Below are 18,976 nucleotides of genomic sequence, written 5' to 3' on the forward strand. Positions count from 1 at the left end.
CCCGCGCCGGACCTGTGGACGGGGCGGGTGGATGTCGGTGGTCCGGCCTAGGATCGAACGTGTGACCAGCCTTCCCGACGCACCGCCCGCCAGCACCGATTCCGACGAGGTCCCCGAGGTGGAGGAGCTGCTCGACCTCGCCGTCGGACAGCTCGGTGGCGGGCGCAGAGACGGCCAGCACCGCATGGCCGTCGCGGTCGGCGAGGCGATCGACAAGGGTGAGCACCTGCTGGTGCAGGCCGGCACCGGTACCGGTAAGTCGCTCGGCTACCTGGTGCCCGCGGTCCGGCACGCCGTGGCCGCGCAGTCCAAGGTGATCATCTCGACCGCGACGCTCGCGCTGCAGCGCCAGGTCATCACCCGCGACCTGCCGCTCGTGGCCAAGGCCGTGGCGCCGCGGCTGCCGCGCGAGCCCCGCATCGCGCTGCTCAAGGGCTGGCACAACTACCTGTGCGTGCACAAGGTGGGCGGCGGCTATCCGGAGGACGAGGCCACGCTCTTCGACCTGCCCGGCGGGGAGGACCACCCCAAGACGGAGGAGGCCTCGGGCGGGGCCGCGCGTTCCCGGCGGCGGGACGACGGCGCCTCGCTCGCCGACCACGTCCGGCGCCTGCACGAGTGGGCGGGCGAGACCGAGACGGGCGACCGGGACGACCTGGTGCCCGGCGTGCCCGAGCGGGCCTGGCGGCAGGTGTCCGTCACCGCCATGGAGTGCCTGGGCGGCAAATGCCCCATGCTCTCCGAGTGCTTCCCGGACAAGGCGCGCGCGGCCTCGCGCGAGGCCGACGTCGTCGTGACCAACCACGCGATGCTCGGCATCGCGGCGACCGGCAGCCCGGGTGTGCTCCCGGAGCACGACGTCGTGGTGGTCGACGAGGCGCACGAGCTCACCGACCGCGTGACGTCGTCGGCCACCGTCGACCTGTCCATGGCGTCCGTGGAAAGCGCGGCGCGGCTGGCCCGCCGGCACGCCGGGACCAACACGGACACGCTCGACGCCGCGGCGCAGAGCCTCGGCACGCTGCTGGTCACCGCCCCGGCCGAGCGGTTCCCGAGCGGCCTGCCGGACGAGCTGCGCCTGGCGGTCGGCGCGGTGCGGGACGCGGCCCGCGAGGTGCTGAGCACGCTCAAGCCCGAGGGCGGCAAGGGCCCCCAGGGCAAGGACGGCGGCCAGCCCGACCCGGGCCTGAAGATGGCGCAGGGCGCGGTGCTCCAGCTCTTCGAGACGGCCGAGCGGATGGCGGCGCAGGACACGACCGCCGACGTGCTGTGGTGCTCGCGACCGGACAACGGGTGGGGCGGGTTCGGCGACAACGTGACGCGCCTGCACGCCGCGCCGCTGCACGTGGCCGGCCTGATCCGTACCCACCTGCTGGGGGAGTCGACGGGCGTGTTCACCTCGGCGACGCTGGCGCTGGGCGGCACGTTCGACGCCGTCGCCGGCACGCTCGGGCTGAACGGCAAGGACGCCCCGCCGTGGCACGGTCTCGACGCGGGCAGCCCGTTCGACTACCCCAAGCAGGGCATCCTCTACATCGCGCGGCACCTGCCCGCCCCGGGCCGCGAGCCCACCACGGAGGCGCAGCTCGACGAGATCGCCGAGCTGATCACGGCGGCCGGCGGGCGCACGCTCGGCCTGTTCTCGTCCCGGCGCGCGGCCAACGCCGCCGCCGAGGCGATGCGGGAGCGGCTCGACTTCCCGATCCTCGCGCAAGGCGACGACCAGCTCCCCACGCTGGTGCGGGAGTTCGCCGAGGACCCGGCGACCTGCCTGTTCGGCACCCTGTCCCTGTGGCAGGGCGTCGACGTGCCGGGGCCGTCGAACCAGCTCGTGCTCATCGACCGCATCCCGTTCCCGCGGCCCGACGACCCGGTCAAGGCGGCGCGCGCCCGGGCCATCGAGCAGGCGGGCGGCAACGGGTTCATGGCGGTCTCGGCCCAGCACGCGGCGCTGCTGCTCGCGCAGGGCGCCGGCCGTCTGGTGCGCAGCATGGACGACCGGGGCGTCGTGGCGGTCCTCGACCCGCGGCTCGCGACGGCGCGGTACGCGTCGTTCCTGACCCGGTCGATGCCCGGGTTCTGGCCCACGACCGACGGCAAGCTGGTCCGGGCGGCGCTCGCCCGGCTCGACACGTAGCCGTCGCTGCGCGGGTCCCACGGGCGTCGCGCGGACGCTCCTCTCCTTTGAGACCTAAGTTTCTCCGCTTTGGGGCGGCCCAAAGCGGAGAAACTTAGGTCTCAAAGGAGAGGAGCGTCAGCCCACGCGACGGGGGCCTCGGCGCCTAGCCTGAGGTCATGGCAGTCATCCCGGACGTCCCCGCCCAGCCCGCCGGCTCCCGGACCACCAAGATCGCCGTGGTGGGTGCCGGGGCCGTGGGCTCGACGCTCGCCTTCGCCGCGCTGACCCGCGGCTCGGCGCGCACCATCGCCCTGCTGGACATCGACCGGCAGAAGGTCGACGCCGAGGTGCTCGACCTGCAGCACGGCCTGATGTTCACGTCCCAGGCGCACGTCATCGGCTCGGACGACCCCGCGGTGTGCGAGGGGGCAGACGTCGTGGTCGTGACCGCCGGGGCCAAGCAGAAGCCGGGCCAGAGCCGCGTCGACCTGGCGGAGGCGACGATCGGGCTGATGCGCACCATCCTGCCGGGCCTGGTCGAGGCCGCGCCTGACGCGACGTACCTGATGGTCACCAACCCCGTGGACGTGGTGACCTACGCGGCCCTGAAGATCTCGGGCCTGCCGCGCGAGCGCCTCTTCGGCAGCGGCACCGTGCTCGACTCGTCCCGGCTGCGGGTCGTGCTCGCGGAGCGGTGCGGCGTCGCCGTCGGGAACGTGCACGCCTACATCGCCGGGGAGCACGGCGACTCCGAGATCGCGCTGTGGAGCTCGGCCTCGATCGGCGGCGTGCCGCTGCTCGACTGGGTGCCGGTGGGCGGTGCGGCGCCCCTGGACGCCGAGGTCCGCGCCGAGGTGCACCACGAGGTGGTCGACTCGGCGTACCGGATCATCGCGGGCAAGGGCGCCACCAACTACGCCGTCGGCCTGGCCGCCACGCGGATCATCGAGGCGGTGCTGAAGGACGAGCGCCGGATCATGCCGGTGTCCTCGCTGCTGGACGACTACTACGGCATCAGCGACGTGTGCCTGTCCGTGCCGTCCCTCGTGGACCGGCGTGGGGTCGCGGACCCGGTGCGGGTGCCGATGTCCGACGACGAGCTGGCCGGCCTGCGCGCCTCCGCGGAGAGCGTGCGCGCGGTACAGAAGCGGTTCGGGTTCTAGGTCTCGACAAGCTCGACCAGCGGGGGGTCAGGCTCGACCCGCGGGGGACCAGGCTCGACCGGCAAACGAAAGGCTCGACCAGCATTTCGCTGGTCGAGCCTGTCGAATCGCTGGTCGAGCCTGTCGAGACCTTCGTGCTCAGAGGCTCCGCAGCACCGCGACGACGCGGCCCAGGATCTGCGCCTCGTCACCCGGGATGGGCTCGTAGGCCGGGTTCTGCGGCAGCAGCAGCACGTGCCCGTCGGTCTGCTTGAAGGTCTTGACCGTGGCCTCGCCGTCGATCATGGCGGCGACGATCTCGCCCTGCTCGGCCACGTTCTGGCGGCGCACCACGACCCAGTCCCCGTCGCAGATCGCGGCGTCGACCATCGAGTCGCCCGCGACCTTGAGCAGGAACAGCTCACCGTCACCGACGAGCTGGCGGGGGAGCGGGAAGACGTCCTCGACGACCTGCTCGGCGAGGATCGGGCCACCGGCCGCGATGCGGCCGACCAGAGGCACGTACGACGGCGGCGGGGTGCTCGCGTCGTCGGGCACGGAACCGCCCCAGTGGACCTGGCCGCTGCGTCGCGGCTCCGGCCAGTGGATCTCGCCGCGCGTCGGCTTCTCGACCTGCTCGGCCAGGGGTTCGACGAGCTCCATGGCGCGCGGCCGGTTCGGGTCGCGGCGCAGGAAGCCCTTCTTCTCCAGCATCTGGAGCTGGTGCTTGACGCTCGACGGGCTGGCCAGCCCGACGGCCTCGCCGATCTCACGCATCGACGGCGGGTAGCCTCGCGTCTCGAACGACTGCCGGATCGTGTCCAGCACGAGGCGCTGCCGCTCGGTGAGGCGGTCTGCCGGCGAGATCGCGTGGACGTCGGCGACCGCCCCGTCGCCCGGCGCGTCCAACGTGGCGACACCCGAGAGTGCCGTGTCGACGGCTCTCGTGTCGCTGGTCCCGTCCCGTCCCGTCATGCCCGTGCCCCTCCCGTTCCGACAAATGTTCTCCTGTGCGCTGCCCACTCTAGATCACAAATGTGCTCGGCTCAAACGAATGTTCGAGCGTGTCTCGACACGGGCGGTGTCCCGTGCTACACAATGGTACGAGCGTTCGACGAACGTGTGTATGAACGGACAAGAGTTCGAATCGTCTTTCGAGGAGGGGCCATGGGGGACGTGATCCCGCTGCGGCAGTACACCCCGGCGTACGGGCAGGTGTCCGGAACGAGTGCCACGGTGCGGGCGTACCGGCCGAGCCCGGCGCACCCGGCCGGCCGAAGGCTCGCACCGGCCGAGCATCGCGCGGCCGCCCCGGCGCACGGACCGCGCCGGACGGGAGAGCCCCGCCAGGCACACGCACCCCGCCAGGGCTCCGCGCCCCACCGGTCGCATGCACCCCGCGAGTCCTACGCACCGCACCAGGCGTACGCGCGGCAGGCTCATCACCCCGCCACCGACCGGTCCGCGCTCGCCGACCGCCTCGGCCTGGCCGGCCTGCGGCTGACGCGCCGCGGCCGGGCCGTGCTCGTCCTGCTGGCGATGCTCCTGGTGGCGCCGATGGTCACGTGGGGGGCGACCGCCGTCGCAAGCGCCCCGGGCGAGCCGACCGAGGTGCGCGTGCACGCGGTGCAGCCGGGGGAGACGCTCTGGGGCTTCGCCCAGGAGGTCGCGGAACCCGGCGAGGATGTGCGGCAGGCCGTCGCCCGGCTGCAGGACCTGAACGAGATGTCGTCGGCCACGGTGCGTGTCGGCGAGCTGCTCCTGCTCCCGAAGGAGTGACGGGAAGCACCCCGAAAGTGGCCAGAGGCCACGATTCGCCGTCAAATGTTGCGGCGATGTTGCATGGGGGTGGTTTGCCCGCTTACGGTCGGGGCGCGACCGGATGTCTCCGGTCCGTGGCCGACCACGCTGGAGTGAGCATGCACTGCCCGTTCTGTCGCCACGCCGACTCGCGCGTGGTGGACTCGCGGACCGCCGACGACGGCCTGTCGATCCGGCGCAGGCGGCAGTGCCCGAACTGCAACCGGCGGTTCACGACCGTCGAGACCGCCAGCCTCTCCGTGGTCAAGCGCTCCGGCGCCACCGAACCCTTCAGCCGGGACAAGGTCGCCGCGGGCGTGCGCAAGGCCTGCCAGGGCCGGCCGGTCAGCGACGACGACCTCGCGATCCTGGCGCAGCGCGTCGAGGAGACCCTGCGCAGCAACGGCAGCGCCGAGATCGACGCCTACGAGGTGGGCCTCGCGATCCTCGGCCCCCTGCGCGAGCTCGACGAGGTGGCCTACCTGCGGTTCGCCAGCGTCTACCAGTCCTTCGACTCGCTCGAGGACTTCGAGAGCGCCATCACCTCGCTCCGCGCCGAGCGCGCCGAACGTGAGGCGGACCGCGCGGCGGCCCAGGCCTAGCCCACGTGTTGATCACAGCGGTTGCTGCCAGGATCGGCCCGGCTTTGGCAGCAGGTGCTGTGGTCGACGTCGTCGAACCGCTGGTGGGGACGAAAAGCGATTGGCACCCCGGCGTGCCGTGGGGCAGGCTGGGGCCGACGACGGACCCGATCGAGGGACCCCCGAAACAGGAGGAGGTGATCGGTGTGACGGACGAGAAGCCCAATGCCGAGGAGGCAGTGGCTCAGGACGCTGAGGCGCCCAAGGCCGCGACCGCGCCGAGCACGGACGCGAAGGCGCGGTTCAAGGAAGCGCTGGACCGCAAGAACGCCGCGCGCGGGCGTACCGCCGCGGGCGACGTGAACACGGGCGCGGTGCACGGGTCGGAGACGACCGGCCCCGTGCAGAAGATGTTCCGCCGCAAGTCCGGCTGATCCTCGGTGGTGGAGGCCGCTGATCTGGTGAACGACCAGGTCAGCGGCCTTTGTCGTACTTGCGCAGCACCGAGAGGAAGCCGGTGCGATGAGAGTGTCACGATTCCTGTCACGATTGGGGTGCCGATGGCTGCCCAATCGTGACCACCAGTACAAGGTGTGGTCGGCCGGACTGCCCCACCTGACATGCATGGGAACGAAGCAGGGCCAGCCGCTTGACCGGACGCCGATGTGGACGCTCGACGAGCTCTGCACCGTGTTTCGCACCACGCCCGTGCACACCTGGCGCAAGCACGGGCGCGGTTCCCGTGCCTACAAGGTCGGACGCCACCTGCTGTTTGCCGACGCGGACGTGCGTGAGTGGCTCGAGGCCTGCGCCGCTGACGCCGAGCGCGACGTGGCGTCCCGTGCCCCGGCAACGCGCCGGCCCACCGGATCGGGGTGGTGACCGTGGGAAAGGTCAAGCTCAAGCCCGGTCAGCACGGCAAGATCTTCGTGACCCAGAAAGGCCCGAAATCCTGGCGAGCAAGGACACGGGTGTGCTTGCTTGATGGTTCCGGGGCGTGGGCGACGGCCAGCGCGACGTCGGAGGACGGTGCTCGGCTGCACGCGCAGGACGCGGCGACAGCGAAGGTCAACGCCTCCCGCGGATCGGACGAGCTCGAGCCCGATTCGATGGTCGGCCTGGCCTGCATGCAATGGATCGCCGAGAAGTGCGTGCGGGCTACCTGGCCACGTCCGCCCATGCGGCTACAGGAGATCTGGTGGCCCACCTCGTGCTCGGTCTCGGTGGTCGTGTCATGGCCTTCTTTGACTGGCAGCTCCTCTACCAATGCTGTTTCGTATGGCTCGCTACGCGCCCCCGGACGGCCCAGCCCTACCGGCAGTATGCCTACCGCGTCGGGGACCAGAGGAGGGAGTCCTGGATTGCTGATGGCACGACTGGATGCCCGCTTGTGCCCTAGCGGCGAGGCGCCCATGAGCGACGGCGGATCATGCGGCGACACGTGAACCGCTAGCAGCCCTTTCCTATGCACACCGCATGCACTGGCATCTCGCCGGGTGAAGTAGCGGGTGAACTCAGTACAAAACCGTTGTCAGTACCCCAAATGGGTGCAAAAGTCCTACTGTCCGTAGGGGTGGGTGTGGGGCAGGGGGCGAGATGGCAGCGTTGAACGGCCGAATGGTCTCGTGCCCCTTCGTGGGCGGAACTGACGTCGATCGACGCGCAGTCTTGACCGCTGCCGCCGTGCTCAGCGTCGGAGCGCTGCTGGGCGGTTGTCAGAACCCTATGGCGACATCGCGCGTCTCTCACCCCGCGATGTCGTTTCCCGCTCCGCACGGGCAAACCGCGCTGTTGACCGCCCGAGCATCAGGGGCTGCGCTTCGTCGCGCTACTGCTGTGCTGGCGCAGCGCGTCAGATCATCCCGCACAGGGGTCATCGGACTGGGCTATGGCGTGTTCGACAAGCTGGGCCTGGTGGACCGGCGGCCGCTGGGATTGGCGCCCATGGAGACGTTCGCCGGAGACATCCTCGACCCGGCCAGGACCGATGCTGATCTCGTCGTTCAAGTCGATGGTCGCAGTCCGGACGGGGCGGCCGAGACGCTCTCATCAGTGCTTCGAGGCGTCGACGAATTCGACGTCAGCTGGCAGGCCGTACTTTCTCGGGAAGACAACCAACCTGAGCATGGTCGGGCTCTGAACCAGAACGTCTTCGGCTTCACGGAGGGCCTCGCGAACCCGTCTACCGAGGCCGAGGAAGCCATCGATCAGACGGTTCTCGTCGGGGCAGGCTCCGATGAGCCAGCGTGGGTCGTCGGTGGTACCTACCTCGCAGTACGCGTCCTGAAGGTCTCTCACCCTCTGTGGGACGCGGAGAGCATCGAACTGCAGGAACAGATCATCGGGCGGCGACGTGACGGAACCTGGCTCGACGGAACCTCGGCCAAAAATGAGCCGGACTTTGCGGGTGATCCCGACGGTGCAGTCACGCCTTTGGACTCCCACGTCCGACTGCTCAACCCCCGCGACGGCGCGGCCCCGCCGGTGATGCTCCGCCGGTCGTGGACCTGGTCGACCGACGCCGCCTCACGCGGGGCCGGGCTGTTCTTCATGGCGTTCCAAGCTGACCTGGATGAGGGCTTTCGCCGGGCGCAGGAGCGATTGGCCGGCTCGCGGCTCGATCGGTACGTACTAGCGACTGGCGGAGGCTACTTCCTGGTTCCGCCGGACCGGGTCGGAGAGCAGCCGTGGGAGGACGCCTTGTTCTCATCTGGCTGATCCGAGGTTGGCGGCAACGGCGAGTCGAGCAACGCGCAAGCGAAGTATCGGTCGAGACGTCCCGAGCGGAGATGAGTTCTGTTGCGTACACAGTTCCGGATCTTCCTGTCCTCAGCACTCGCCGTCGTCATGGGGCTCAGCGGTGTGCCCGACGCGCTCACGGTCGAGACTGCAGGGTCGCGACCGACCGCTGAACCGGCCGGTGACGCCTCAGCTCACACCGGGGCCACCGATCACCAGGGCGCAGATCCTGAAATCGATGCCAGCGCATCGAGCACCCAAGCTGACGTCCAGTCGCTGCAGGCTGGCCCGGGTGGAGCAGCCGAGTACCTGTACGACGCGGCAGGACGGCTGGCCGCGGTGGTCTCCGACGAGTCCGGAGAAGTGGCCGAGTATTCCTACGACGCCGCAGGCAACATCACTGAGGTCGACCGGCGGTCAGCAAGCGAGTTGTCCGTGGTCTCGCTCGTGCCGTTGAGCGCCGCTCCTGGGCAGACCGTGCGCGTCTTCGGGACAGGCTTCCCCACCGACGCGCTCGAGATATCGGTCGGCAATGATGTCGTTCAGGTCTCGGATGTCACCCCGACGTCCGCGTCGTTTGTGGTGCCAGCCACGGGATCTGACGGTCCGGTGACTGTCGATGACGGGAACCAGAGCGTGCAGGGCCCGGACTTGGCGGTCGTGGCCGACGCGGTAGAACTGGATCAGGTCACACCAGCATCTGCCGTACCCGGAGCAGAGGTAGTCCTTGCAGGTTCGGGCTTCGATCCGGACCCGGTGGCCAACGTCGTCACGTTCAACGGGCAGGTCGCCGAGATCGCATCCGCTACTCCGACGGAACTTCGGGTCGTTGTGCCTTCACGCGCCGGGACTGGACCGCTGGAGGTCCGGACTTCCCATGGTGCGACAAGCTGGGGACAGGACTTCGCGATAGCGCTGGCCGGTGTCGACCCGGCAACGGTCGAGTCCGTGCGCCGAGCAGACGTCGGTGGCACCGCGGTCAGTATCCCGGTCACCGCGGCGGGAAGAGTTGCGCTCGTGCACTTCGATGCACCGGCAAGCCGTCGGGTCGACATCGGTCTGACCGGGACGACGTTTGCCGGCGGCACGAGGTACCGCGTCATCGCGCCCGACAACGAGGTACTCGCCGACGAGACGGTCAGCGGGCAGACGCGCGTCCAGGCGAAGGGCATGGTGCCTGGACGTACATATGCCCTACTGGTCACGCCGGCTAGTGGTTCTACGGGGCAGGTGACAGTCACCGTCTCGGAACCCGTGCAGGCCACGGCCACGACGAGTGGCGCGGCAACGTCCTTGGCCATCAACCGGGCGGGGCAGACCGCTCGAGTCGAGCTGGACCTGGAGGCCGGCCAGAACCTGACCCTGGCGCTGGCGAGCTCCACGCTCGGCTGGCGGTGGGTGGAACTGCTTGACCAAGACGGGCTGTCCGTTGCCGACGAGTTCGCCTCGGGCGCGTCGGACGCCATCAATCTGGGCGAGATCTCCTCATCCGGGACGTACACGGTGCTGGTACGCCCGGACACCCCGACGACTGGTTCGGTGAACCTCACTGCGTCAGTGCGGCGGGCCGCCGGGCCTATCAGCCTCACTGGCGGACCGACGTCGTTCGTGGTCCAGCGGGCGGGACAGGAGGTGGCCGGGATGATCGACCTGAATGAAGGCGACGTCCCGACCTTCGCGATGTCAGGGTCAACGGTCGGCTGGCGTTGGGTGGAACTGTTCGCCCCGGACGGCACCCGGGTGGACTACGACTACAGCTCGGGCACGACCGCTGTGATGAACGGCCCCACGATCACGGCCTCCGGGACGTACACGGTCGTGGTCCGGCCGGACGGTCCCACAACGGGATCGGTCAGCGTCACCGCATCACTCCGCGCTGAGGCCGATGAACTGGTCTTGGACGGTGGACCGACGTCATTCGTCGTCCAGCGTGCAGGACAAGAGGTTGTTGCCAGGCTCGACCTCGTCGCCGGTCAGGACGCCGCACTGGCGTGGACGGTCACCTCGCTGGGTGCTCGCTACATCGAGGTCTTCAACCCACAAGGCACGCGCATCGTGTCGCGGTACAGCTTCACCTCACCGGACTCGGTGAACCTGACCGCCGTTGCCGTCACTGGTGAGTACACCGTGGTCGTGCGGCCGACGACGACGGCGACGGGTTCCGTCCAGATGACCGCGGCCACTGGTGCCCTGACCGTGTTGCTCCGGCAGGGCGCGCGGGTCGCACGCGCCAAGGACATGGAGCAGAGCCGAGAGCCGTCTGGTTCATCGACCCGTGACGAGCGTGAAGGGTCGGACGGAACCTTGCCGCAGTGGCGCCCTGACAAAGCCAACCTGGGTGGGGCGGACTGGTACACACGCCGACCCGAGGTCGACGCACCGAAGGACCTTGAGGCGCCCGCTGGTGTGACGGCTGTGGCAGGGCATGTTCTCGGCCTCGATGGCGCTCCCGTGACTGGTGTGACTGTCACCGCGGGAGACGACCTGGCCACGACCGACAGGGCCGGCCGCTTCCTGCTGAAAGGTGTCAGCGCGACCACGCCGATGATCGTGGTGGACGGATCGACGGCAAACACGCCCATCGCCACCTACGGAACGTTCCGCATTCACGTGGAACTGGCGCAAGGGGGGACCACCGCACTGCCGGCGACGGTATGGATGCCCGCCCTGGACACAGAGAACGTGGTCGAGCTGGCGACCCCGACGGCAGAAGAAACTGTGCTGACCACGCCGTACATCCCTGGTCTTGAGGTGCGCCTCCCAGCAGGAACTGTCGTGCGCGACGCCGAGGGCGAACTGGTCGACGAACTAGGCATCACACCGATCCCCGTCGACAGACCCCCTTTCCCCCTTCCGGACAACGGCATCGTGCCGACGTACTTCACGGTCCAACCGGGCGGAACCTTCGTATTTCCTGAGGGCGCGCAGATCGTGTACCCCAACTACACGGGCCTCGCTCCAGAGACTCGCGTGGAATTCTGGAACTACGACCCCGAGGAGCGAGGCTGGTACGTCTACGGGCACGGGACGGTCTCAGAAGACGCGCAGCAGGTCGTGCCGGACGATGACACACGAGTCTGGTCGTTCGACGGTGCCATGTTCAACGTGCCGAGCTCCGAGAAGTTCAACCAGTCCCGTTTCAGCGACTTCATCGACTGGCTCAGCGGCGACCCGGTCGACCTGTCCACCGGCCTGTTCACCGACGCACGCACCGACCTCGCGATCGACGACGGCATCGCGCCGATCAGCATCGAACGCCACTACTGGCAGGGCGACCAAGCCTCTCGAGAGTTCGGTCGCGGCCAGCAGCTGAGCTATGGCATGTTCCTCTACTCCGAGGACGAGTATCAGGAGGTCGACCTGTACCTGGCCGGCGGCAGCAAGGTGCACTACGAACGCACGAGCAGAGGCACCGGGTACACCGACGCCGCCTTCAGATCGGTTGCCACGACGGGCGCCTTCCGGGACTCCACGATCACCTGGAATGACGATGGCTGGTCGCTGCGGACCCGCGACGGCCTGACCTACTGGTTCCCCGACTGGTCACGAGGCAGCGCGATCACCGACCGCAACGGCAACACGGTCACGCTGACTCGAGACGGGGCCGACGGTGGAGGGCCAGGCCAAGATCTGACCCAGATCACCTCGCCCACGGGCCGCTGGATCAAGCTTGCCTACGACTCTTCACACCGCGTCACCGAGGTGAGGGACAACATCGGGCGAACGGTCACTTACACCTACAACTCCGCCGGACGCCTGTCCACGGTGACCAACCCAGCAGGAGACACCACCGAATACACCTACGACACAGCCGGACGCGTCTCCACAATCACCGATGCCCGCGGAATCACGTTCCTGACCAACCAGTACGACACGAACGGACGCGTCGCGAGACAAACACTCGCTGGTGGGCAGACGTACGAGTTCGACTACGTGCTCAGTTCCTGGGGCACTGTGCAAGAGGCGCGCGTGACCCATCAAGACGGCACGCAGCGACATGTCACGTTCAACAACGCGGGAGTCGCGACGAGCGACACGGTCGTCGCAGCGGGCGGTAGCAGCGAGCGGGCCACGACGTTCACGCGTCGGGCGGACAACCTCATCACCCAGGTCACAGACCCCTACGGCAGGGTCTCGACGTACGACTACGACGACCAGGGAAGGCTGGAGAGCACAACAGTGCTCGCTGGGACCTCTGACGAAGCGACTTTGGGCACCACCGTCTACGGCCGATTCGACCAGCCGACCCGACACACCGACCCGGCCGGCAACGTCACCGAGCTGGAGTACGACCGGCGAGGAAACATCGTCGATTACACCGACGCGGAGGGACGGTCACGCACTGCCACCTACACATCGAAGGGGCAGGTAAAGACGGTCACGGACGGTGCCGGAAACACCACCACGCTCACCTATGCGGCCGGCGACCTGGTAGCCACAACGAGCGCGAACGGTGAGACGGCGAGGTACTTCACCGACGCGGTCGGGAGGCGCACCACAACGATCTTCCAGACGGGCGCAACCCGCACAGTCGACTACGACGTGCTCAACCAACCGGTGCGGACCACTGACCCGTTGGGCAACTTCCAAGAGTACGAGTACGACGCCAACGGCAATCTGACCACCTTCACCGACGCGGCAGGGCACTCCACGCACTGGACCTTCGACGACGCCGACCGCATCGTGGAACGCACCGATCCCCTGGGCGCAGCTGACCTGGTCACCTACGACCTTGCCGGGCGCGTCACCGCAACAACCTCCAGAGCTGGACGGTCGACCACCTATGCCTACGACTCGTTCGGTCGCATCGACTCGACGAGCGACGCTTACGGCACAGCCGAAGTGGAGCAGGTGTTCGAGTACGACAGTCTGGACCGCCTGGCGGAGGTCACGGACAGCGTCGCGGGAACCACGTCGTACGCCTACGACGCGCTTGACCGACTCACCCAGCTCAACGAGCCAACCGGTGCAAGCAGCTACACGTACGACGAGAACAGCCAGGTGATCTCGGCAGTCGTAGCCGGGCAGGCGGCGCGGCTGTACACGTACGACGACACGGGACAGCTGACAGGGGTCGAGCAAGGCTCGACAAATGTCGAGCTGACAAGGGACATCGCCGGTCGAGTCTCAGAGGTCGAGCTTCCCGGTGGATGGAACCAGTCGTACACATACGACTCGAACAACCTCGTCGTCGGACTTGGATACGACCACAACGGTCAAGACAAGGGCGACCTGAGCTACGCCTATCAACCTGGCGGCCAGGTAGCGGCCGTTGATGGCTCGCACGCGAACGTGGTGCTGCCAGCAGCCCGGTCCGGCCTGGAGTACGACGATCAGAACCGGCTGGTCTCAGCTGGGGGAGTGCCCCTCTCGTACGACGCCGACGGCAACTTGCTCGACGACGGCACCCGCACGTATGACTGGGACGCCAGCGGCAGTCTGGAATCGGTCACTCAAGGAACGTCGGTCACGGAATTCGGATACTCACCCACCGGTACCCGAGCCTCACGCAGCACCGATGGTTCTCAGACCGGATTCGTCGAGATCGGGCCAAACGTCGCGGCCGAGCTCGACGGGGACGGCGACCCGGCAGCCAGCCTTCTGTCTGGCGGCATGGATCAGTGGTTCGCCCGTACCCATGCCGGTGGCACCGACGCAGTCCTGACGGACATGCTCGGATCACCGATCGCACTTGGTTCTGCTGACGGAAGCCTCGCTGCAGAGTACGACTACGACCCGTTCGGCTTGGCGACGGTCGACGGTGACACGCGCGGATCGGACCTTGGCTTCACAGGTCGCCAGAACGACGGCACCGGGCTCACCTACCACCGCTCCCGCTACTACCAGCCGGCAACCGGTCGATTCATCTCCGAGGACCCCATCGGTTTCTCGGGCGGCTCCAACCTCTACACCTACGGAGCCAACGCACCAACCACCTACACCGACCCCACCGGGAACAACCCGCTCCTGATCGGCTGCCTCGCCGGCGCCGCAATCGACGGCGGAATCGACTACACGATGCAACGCCTGTCCGGCCGAAAGGTGCAATGGGGGCAGGTCGGCGCGGCGGCCGCCCAGGGTTGCGCAATCGGCATGCTCGGTCCTCTGGCGGGAACCATTATGAAGACCGGCAGGATCGGAGCCGACGCCAGCGCGGCCGCACGCGTGGCGGACGAGTACGCCACGCTCCCACTGCAGCACATAACCAACAGCGGCGACACGGTGTTGGGTCACAAGGGGTGGATCGCCAAGGCCCAGGCACGCGGTGCCAGTTACTTCGACATCGGCAATCAGTGGAATGTGATCGCGGATCGTGGCGGCAGTCCTTGGTTTCTGAACAGGGCGTTCCTGGATGATCGAATCGCGGCTGGTGATCGTGTGTTGGTGTCGGTTCCGAAGGGTAGGATTGAGGAGATCAGCTACTTGACGGAGGAGATCGAATACCTGTTGGAGAATGGCTATCAGTGGGTCAATCAGTGGGCGCTCAAGCCGAAAGGGTGAGTAATGGATCAGATTCTTGAATTTCTTGCCGCGCACATGAGCTACCTCTGGCGTGACGCGCGGTTCCGCATTACGGATTCCGATGTCACCACCAGCAACGGTGGTAATTCAACGGTCGTGATCGAATCCAAGATACTCCGAATCAGGCTGGAGACGGATCGTCGTCAACTATTTCTGGATTTCCAGCCTGTTCGCACGAATCGGCCGAGAGATTGGTATTCGGTTGAAATCGTCCGTCGGTACTTTTTTGGCGAACCAGATGTTCCTAGCATGGTGGACGCGTCTATCGCGGAATTCATCGGCGACAACCTCGATGACATCGAGTCTCGATTTTCGCCCGAACAGTGGGAAAGTACCCGCGAGAGCCTGAAGGAGCTCGAGAGAAAGCGATCCAAGAAGATGTGGGGCTGACCAGTGATCCGGACGTCATGGCGCGCACGGGCCTGTTACCGGGTTGCCCTACCAGAGAACTGGAGTCTGGCGCGGTGGCGACACGGGTCGCCCCCCTTTGGCCAAGCCCGATCGCATGTGCTGTTCGTCGATTCCGCAAGAAGTGGACTTCCAAGTTCTCAAGTCTGCAAGATCGGCGAGCATGCCCAAGCGAAGCGTGACTGCTCATGCGAGCACCCTCGAGCAACTAGCTCGCGACAAGTTCGGAGGGCCGGGGGACGTGTCACGATTGCCGGTCTCTGTCACGCGAGTGGCACGGTTCCATTGCTCATCAATGCCCATGGTTGCCCTCGTCGGAAGGCCGTGCCGCAGTGGCCTTGTCTCGGCCTGAAACCGCGGATTCCTGCGGTTTCTGCAGGTCGTGAGGACAGTAAGCGACAACAACAGGCCATGCTGAGTGGGTCCCCGAAGCGAACTTCTCCGCCACAAAAGATGTTCCGCCGCAAGTCCGGCCGAGCCTGCTCGACCGAGGCCGCCGACCGGGTATCAGACCTGGTCGGCGGCCTTCGTCGTGCTGTCACCCGGCTCCTGCCCGAGCGCGGGCCTGGACTCCGCCGGCGCCGGTCCGGCGCCGGGCGCCAGCAGCCGTTGGATACGCTCGTACTCGGCGGCCATCTCCGGCGTGGCGAGGAAGTCGTCGAGGGCGGCGGACACCTCGTGGTCCACCTCCTCGACGGACCGGATCGCCAGCTCGTACAGCTCGCCCCGCCGGTCCTGCTCCAGGTAGCTGTGCCAGTGGGCCAGCGCCTTGACGGCCGTCAGGACCCCGTTGTCCAGGTCGTCGTCGACCAGGATGCCGTCGTAGATCGTCTGCAGCTCGTCGCCCAGCTCGGCGGCGCTGATCGTCAGGACGTCTGCGCAGGCTCTTGCCAGCGCGGCCTGGGCCTCGTCGGTGAGCTCCTCCGCAACCGCGCCGCGCCATAGCTCGGGCCGGACCAGGCGGGTGACCGTCTGTTCGCCGAAGGCGCGAACGTCGTCGTCGGTGGCTTCGATGATCAGCCGAAGAACGTTCGCCTCGAGCTCGCCGTAGTTCACGCCCGAAGCCTAGGGCCTCGGCTCCGGGAGCCTCAGCCTCTCATTCCGCCGCCGGCCGCCCCGTCGAGTCGCGCACCACGAGCTCCGGCCGGAACAGCAGCGAGCTGCCGCGGCTCGACGCGTCGTCGTCCTCCGGCTCGTGCAGGGCGCGGAACGCGGCGGCCGCCATCTCCTTCATCGGCTGGCGCACGGTCGTCAGGGCCGGTGAGTAGAGCTCGGCGAGCACGATGTCGTCGAAGCCCGCGACCGAGACGTCCCGGCCCACCTCCAGGCCGGCGTCGCGCACGGCGCGGCACACGCCGATCGCCGTCATGTCGTTGACCGCGAAGATCGCGGTGGGCGGGTTCGGACCCGACAGCAGCTCGGTCGTGGCGACCCGCCCCAGCTCGGCGGCCTCGACGTCGCCGAAGGTGCTGTCGACGATGCTGCCGGGCCAGGTGACGACGTCGGGCCGCGCGATGCCCGCGCGTTCGAGCGCACGCAGGAAGCCCTGGAACCGCTCGGTGCGGTTGATCGACCGGATGGACCCCGAGACGAACGCGATGCGGCGGTGGCCCAGCGACACGAGGTGGTCGCCCATGAGCTCGGCGCCGATCGCGTTGTCGACGCTCACGTTGATCAGGCCCGCGGGGTCGTCGGCCTGGGCGGTGCGGTCGAAGGCGACCAGCCGCAGGCCGTCGTCGAGCAGGCTCGCGACGTGCTCCAGGGACGGCAGCGACGAGCACAGGACGATCCCGCGGATGCCGTCCGAGACGAGCTCGTCGACGTACTGGCGCTCGCGCTCGGGGTCGCGCTCCGAGTTGCACAGCAGCACGTGGTACCCCTGCGTCAGCGCGGCCGCCTCGACGTGGCGCGCCAGCGCGCCCCAGTAGGGGTTGCCCACCGACGGCACCACCAGGCCGATGACCTGCGGCTTGCCCGTGCGGAGCTGCCGGGCGGCGCGGTTGGGCCGGTAGCCGAGCTTGCGGATCGTGGACTCCACGCGGTGCCGCGTCTCGGGCAGCATCCGGTCGGTCCTGCCGTTCAGCAGGTTCGAGACCGTGCTCGTGGACACCCCCGCCGCTCGTGCGACGTCAAGGATCGTGACTCCAGCCATGTGCGCGTGCGGCCTCCTCCGGATCGGGACTCAGCCATCTGCCAGTGCATCGATGGACTGAACAGGCCCGAGCATAGTCCATAAACGGACACTTGACCCCTGCCTGACGGCGCCCTATCGTCAGTGCATCGTTACACCGGGAGTCACAGCAGACTCCCGCCCTGCGTGGAGATCAGTGCCGATCGAAAGGGCAAGTCATGGAACTCAGCCGTCGCAGCTTCCTCGCGGCCATGGGCCTCGGGACCGCGACCGTCATGGCGGGTTGCGCCACGACGAGCGGGAGCGGCGCACCCGTCGCCGACGTCACGGGGCCCGCGGAGGGCGACATCACCTTCCTGTGCGCGCTGTTCGAGGGCGCCACGGGCAAGGAGACGCTCGAGGGCAACCTGCTCAAGCAGTTCAAGGAGAAGTACCCGGACGTCAACGTCACCGTGGACTACACGGACTACGCGTCCCTCAACGAGAAGATCACGACCGGCCTGGCCAGCGGCCTGATGCCGGACGTCGTCACGCTCGGCGTCGGCTGGATCCCGCCGTTCGCGTTCAAGAACGCGATCGCGCCCCTGCCCGAGTCGCTGGCCACGCGCTACACCTACGAGGACCGCGTGCTGGAGCCGTCGCGGTTCGACGGCACGCTCTACGCGCTGCCCATGGTGCTGGACACCCGCATCGTGGCCTACCGCAAGGACTTCTTCGAGGAGGCCGGGATCGACGGGCCGCCCAAGGACTGGGCCGAGCTGCGCGAGATCGCCAAGCAGCTCACCGTGCGCGACGCCGACGGGACGCTCCAGCGGGCCGGCTTCGACCCGTTCTCGATCGACCTGCGCCAGTGCTGGGAGACGTTCCTGTTCGGCAACTCCGGCGAGCTCTTCTCGGCCGACGGGCGCGAGGTGCTGTTCGACAGCCCCGAGGGCGTCGCGGCGCTGCAGCTCTTCCTCGACATGGTCGCGGACGGCTCGGCCGACTTCTCCCTCACCACGGAGGCCGGCCAGCCGACCACCCTGCAGCAGGGCACCTCGGCGATCATGATGACCAACAACTCGCTGTACGTGCAGCTCCAGCAGCAGAACCCCGAGCTGATCGACAAGATCGGCACGTTCGTGCTCGGGAACACCGGCCCGGCCATGCTCCAGGGCGGCACGATGATCTCGCAGTCGGCCAGCTCCAAGAACCCGGCCGCGGCGCGGGCGCTCGTGGAGTTCCTCGGCTCGCCCGACGCCGTGCTCGTCGCGGCCGAGCAGCGCGGGTCGGTCCCCGCGATCTCCGACCTCTTGGACAGCGACTACGTCCAGGGCAACCCGATGGTCGCGTTCGCGCTCGAGAACCTCGACAAGGCGCGCTCCGAGGGCGGCACCCCGGCCTGGATGGAGATCCGGGAGAAGATCAAGCCGACCCTCGAGACCGCGATCGTCGGCCAGCAGACCGCCCAGCAGGCCATCGCCCAGCTCGCCGGGATCGCCGACGACGCGATCGCCCGGCTGTGACCCGGTCCGACCGATCGAGGAAGAGGGGT

General features: G+C 68.1%; 13 protein-coding genes. 10 read left to right on the forward strand and 3 right to left on the reverse strand.

The window, feature by feature from the left end; translation table 11 throughout:
* Nucleotides 1-31 precede the first annotated feature (31 nt).
* Nucleotides 32-2,137: an ATP-dependent DNA helicase gene (locus FHX71_RS04385; RefSeq protein ID WP_425566311.1), complete on the forward strand. Its 2,106-nt coding sequence runs from the start codon at nt 32-34 to the stop codon at nt 2,135-2,137.
* Between the two features lie 158 nt (nt 2,138-2,295).
* Nucleotides 2,296-3,282 (forward strand): L-lactate dehydrogenase, encoded by a 987-nt coding sequence (locus FHX71_RS04390; RefSeq protein WP_182614594.1) that lies wholly within the window; start codon nt 2,296-2,298, stop codon nt 3,280-3,282.
* 138 nt (nt 3,283-3,420) lie between these two features.
* On the opposite strand, the gene lexA is transcribed toward FHX71_RS04390, so the two are convergent.
* Nucleotides 3,421-4,236, reverse strand: a complete 816-nt coding sequence (gene lexA, locus FHX71_RS04395; RefSeq protein WP_376770121.1) for a transcriptional repressor LexA — start codon at nt 4,234-4,236, stop codon at nt 3,421-3,423.
* A gap of 192 nt (nt 4,237-4,428) precedes the next feature.
* On the opposite strand from lexA, the gene FHX71_RS04400 reads away from it, so the two are divergent.
* From FHX71_RS04400 to FHX71_RS04430, 7 genes are all read left to right on the forward strand, one after another.
* Nucleotides 4,429-5,040, forward strand: coding sequence for a LysM peptidoglycan-binding domain-containing protein (locus FHX71_RS04400; RefSeq protein ID WP_182614595.1), 612 nt, complete (start codon nt 4,429-4,431; stop codon nt 5,038-5,040).
* 140 nt (nt 5,041-5,180) lie between these two features.
* Nucleotides 5,181-5,663, forward strand: coding sequence for a transcriptional regulator NrdR (nrdR, locus tag FHX71_RS04405; protein WP_121387196.1), 483 nt, complete (start codon nt 5,181-5,183; stop codon nt 5,661-5,663).
* Nucleotides 5,664-5,722: 59 nt separating this feature from the next.
* A complete protein-coding gene (locus tag FHX71_RS04410; protein ID WP_312876921.1) occupies nt 5,723-6,076 on the forward strand; it encodes a DUF5302 domain-containing protein in 354 nt (117 codons plus the stop codon).
* A 190-nt stretch (nt 6,077-6,266) separates the two neighbouring features.
* Nucleotides 6,267-6,524 carry a helix-turn-helix domain-containing protein gene (locus FHX71_RS04415; protein WP_182614596.1) on the forward strand — a complete coding sequence of 86 codons (258 nt, stop codon included), beginning with the start codon at nt 6,267-6,269 and terminating at the stop codon, nt 6,522-6,524.
* Between the two features lie 873 nt (nt 6,525-7,397).
* On the forward strand, nt 7,398-8,360 hold the full coding sequence (locus FHX71_RS04420; RefSeq protein WP_246402790.1) for a Dyp-type peroxidase: 963 nt from the start codon (nt 7,398-7,400) through the stop codon (nt 8,358-8,360).
* Nucleotides 8,361-8,441: 81 nt separating this feature from the next.
* A complete protein-coding gene (locus tag FHX71_RS04425) occupies nt 8,442-14,882 on the forward strand; it encodes an RHS repeat-associated core domain-containing protein (protein WP_182614598.1) in 6,441 nt (2,146 codons plus the stop codon).
* 3 nt (nt 14,883-14,885) lie between these two features.
* Nucleotides 14,886-15,293, forward strand: a complete 408-nt coding sequence (locus FHX71_RS04430; protein WP_182614599.1) for a hypothetical protein — start codon at nt 14,886-14,888, stop codon at nt 15,291-15,293.
* A gap of 525 nt (nt 15,294-15,818) precedes the next feature.
* Here the strand turns inward: FHX71_RS04430 and FHX71_RS04435 are convergent.
* Nucleotides 15,819-16,367, reverse strand: coding sequence for a hypothetical protein (locus FHX71_RS04435; RefSeq protein ID WP_220489481.1), 549 nt, complete (start codon nt 16,365-16,367; stop codon nt 15,819-15,821).
* A 40-nt stretch (nt 16,368-16,407) separates the two neighbouring features.
* Nucleotides 16,408-17,463, reverse strand: a complete 1,056-nt coding sequence (locus tag FHX71_RS04440) for a LacI family DNA-binding transcriptional regulator (RefSeq protein ID WP_182614600.1) — start codon at nt 17,461-17,463, stop codon at nt 16,408-16,410.
* Nucleotides 17,464-17,660: 197 nt separating this feature from the next.
* On the opposite strand from FHX71_RS04440, the gene FHX71_RS04445 reads away from it, so the two are divergent.
* Nucleotides 17,661-18,947, forward strand: a complete 1,287-nt coding sequence (locus FHX71_RS04445; protein WP_182614601.1) for an ABC transporter substrate-binding protein — start codon at nt 17,661-17,663, stop codon at nt 18,945-18,947.
* Nucleotides 18,948-18,976: the final 29 nt, after the last annotated feature.

The organism is Promicromonospora sukumoe (assembly GCF_014137995.1).
Taxonomy (GTDB): Bacteria; Actinomycetota; Actinomycetes; order Actinomycetales; family Cellulomonadaceae; genus Promicromonospora; species Promicromonospora sukumoe.

What these genes read in the sequence shown, in the direction of transcription:
- FHX71_RS04415 (WP_182614596.1), top strand. Translation starts at nt 6,267, where the DNA reads ATGGGAACGAAGCAGGGCCAGCCGCTTGACCGGACGCCGATGTGGACG.
- FHX71_RS04390 (WP_182614594.1), top strand. Translation starts at nt 2,296, where the DNA reads ATGGCAGTCATCCCGGACGTCCCCGCCCAGCCCGCCGGCTCCCGGACC.
- nrdR (WP_121387196.1), top strand. Translation starts at nt 5,181, where the DNA reads ATGCACTGCCCGTTCTGTCGCCACGCCGACTCGCGCGTGGTGGACTCG.
- FHX71_RS04420 (WP_246402790.1), top strand. Translation starts at nt 7,398, where the DNA reads ATGTCGTTTCCCGCTCCGCACGGGCAAACCGCGCTGTTGACCGCCCGA.
- FHX71_RS04385 (WP_425566311.1), top strand. Translation starts at nt 32, where the DNA reads ATGTCGGTGGTCCGGCCTAGGATCGAACGTGTGACCAGCCTTCCCGAC.
- FHX71_RS04400 (WP_182614595.1), top strand. Translation starts at nt 4,429, where the DNA reads ATGGGGGACGTGATCCCGCTGCGGCAGTACACCCCGGCGTACGGGCAG.
- FHX71_RS04445 (WP_182614601.1), top strand. Translation starts at nt 17,661, where the DNA reads ATGGAACTCAGCCGTCGCAGCTTCCTCGCGGCCATGGGCCTCGGGACC.
- lexA (WP_376770121.1), bottom strand. Translation starts at nt 4,236, where the DNA reads ATGACGGGACGGGACGGGACCAGCGACACGAGAGCCGTCGACACGGCA.
- FHX71_RS04430 (WP_182614599.1), top strand. Translation starts at nt 14,886, where the DNA reads ATGGATCAGATTCTTGAATTTCTTGCCGCGCACATGAGCTACCTCTGG.
- FHX71_RS04440 (WP_182614600.1), bottom strand. Translation starts at nt 17,463, where the DNA reads ATGGCTGGAGTCACGATCCTTGACGTCGCACGAGCGGCGGGGGTGTCC.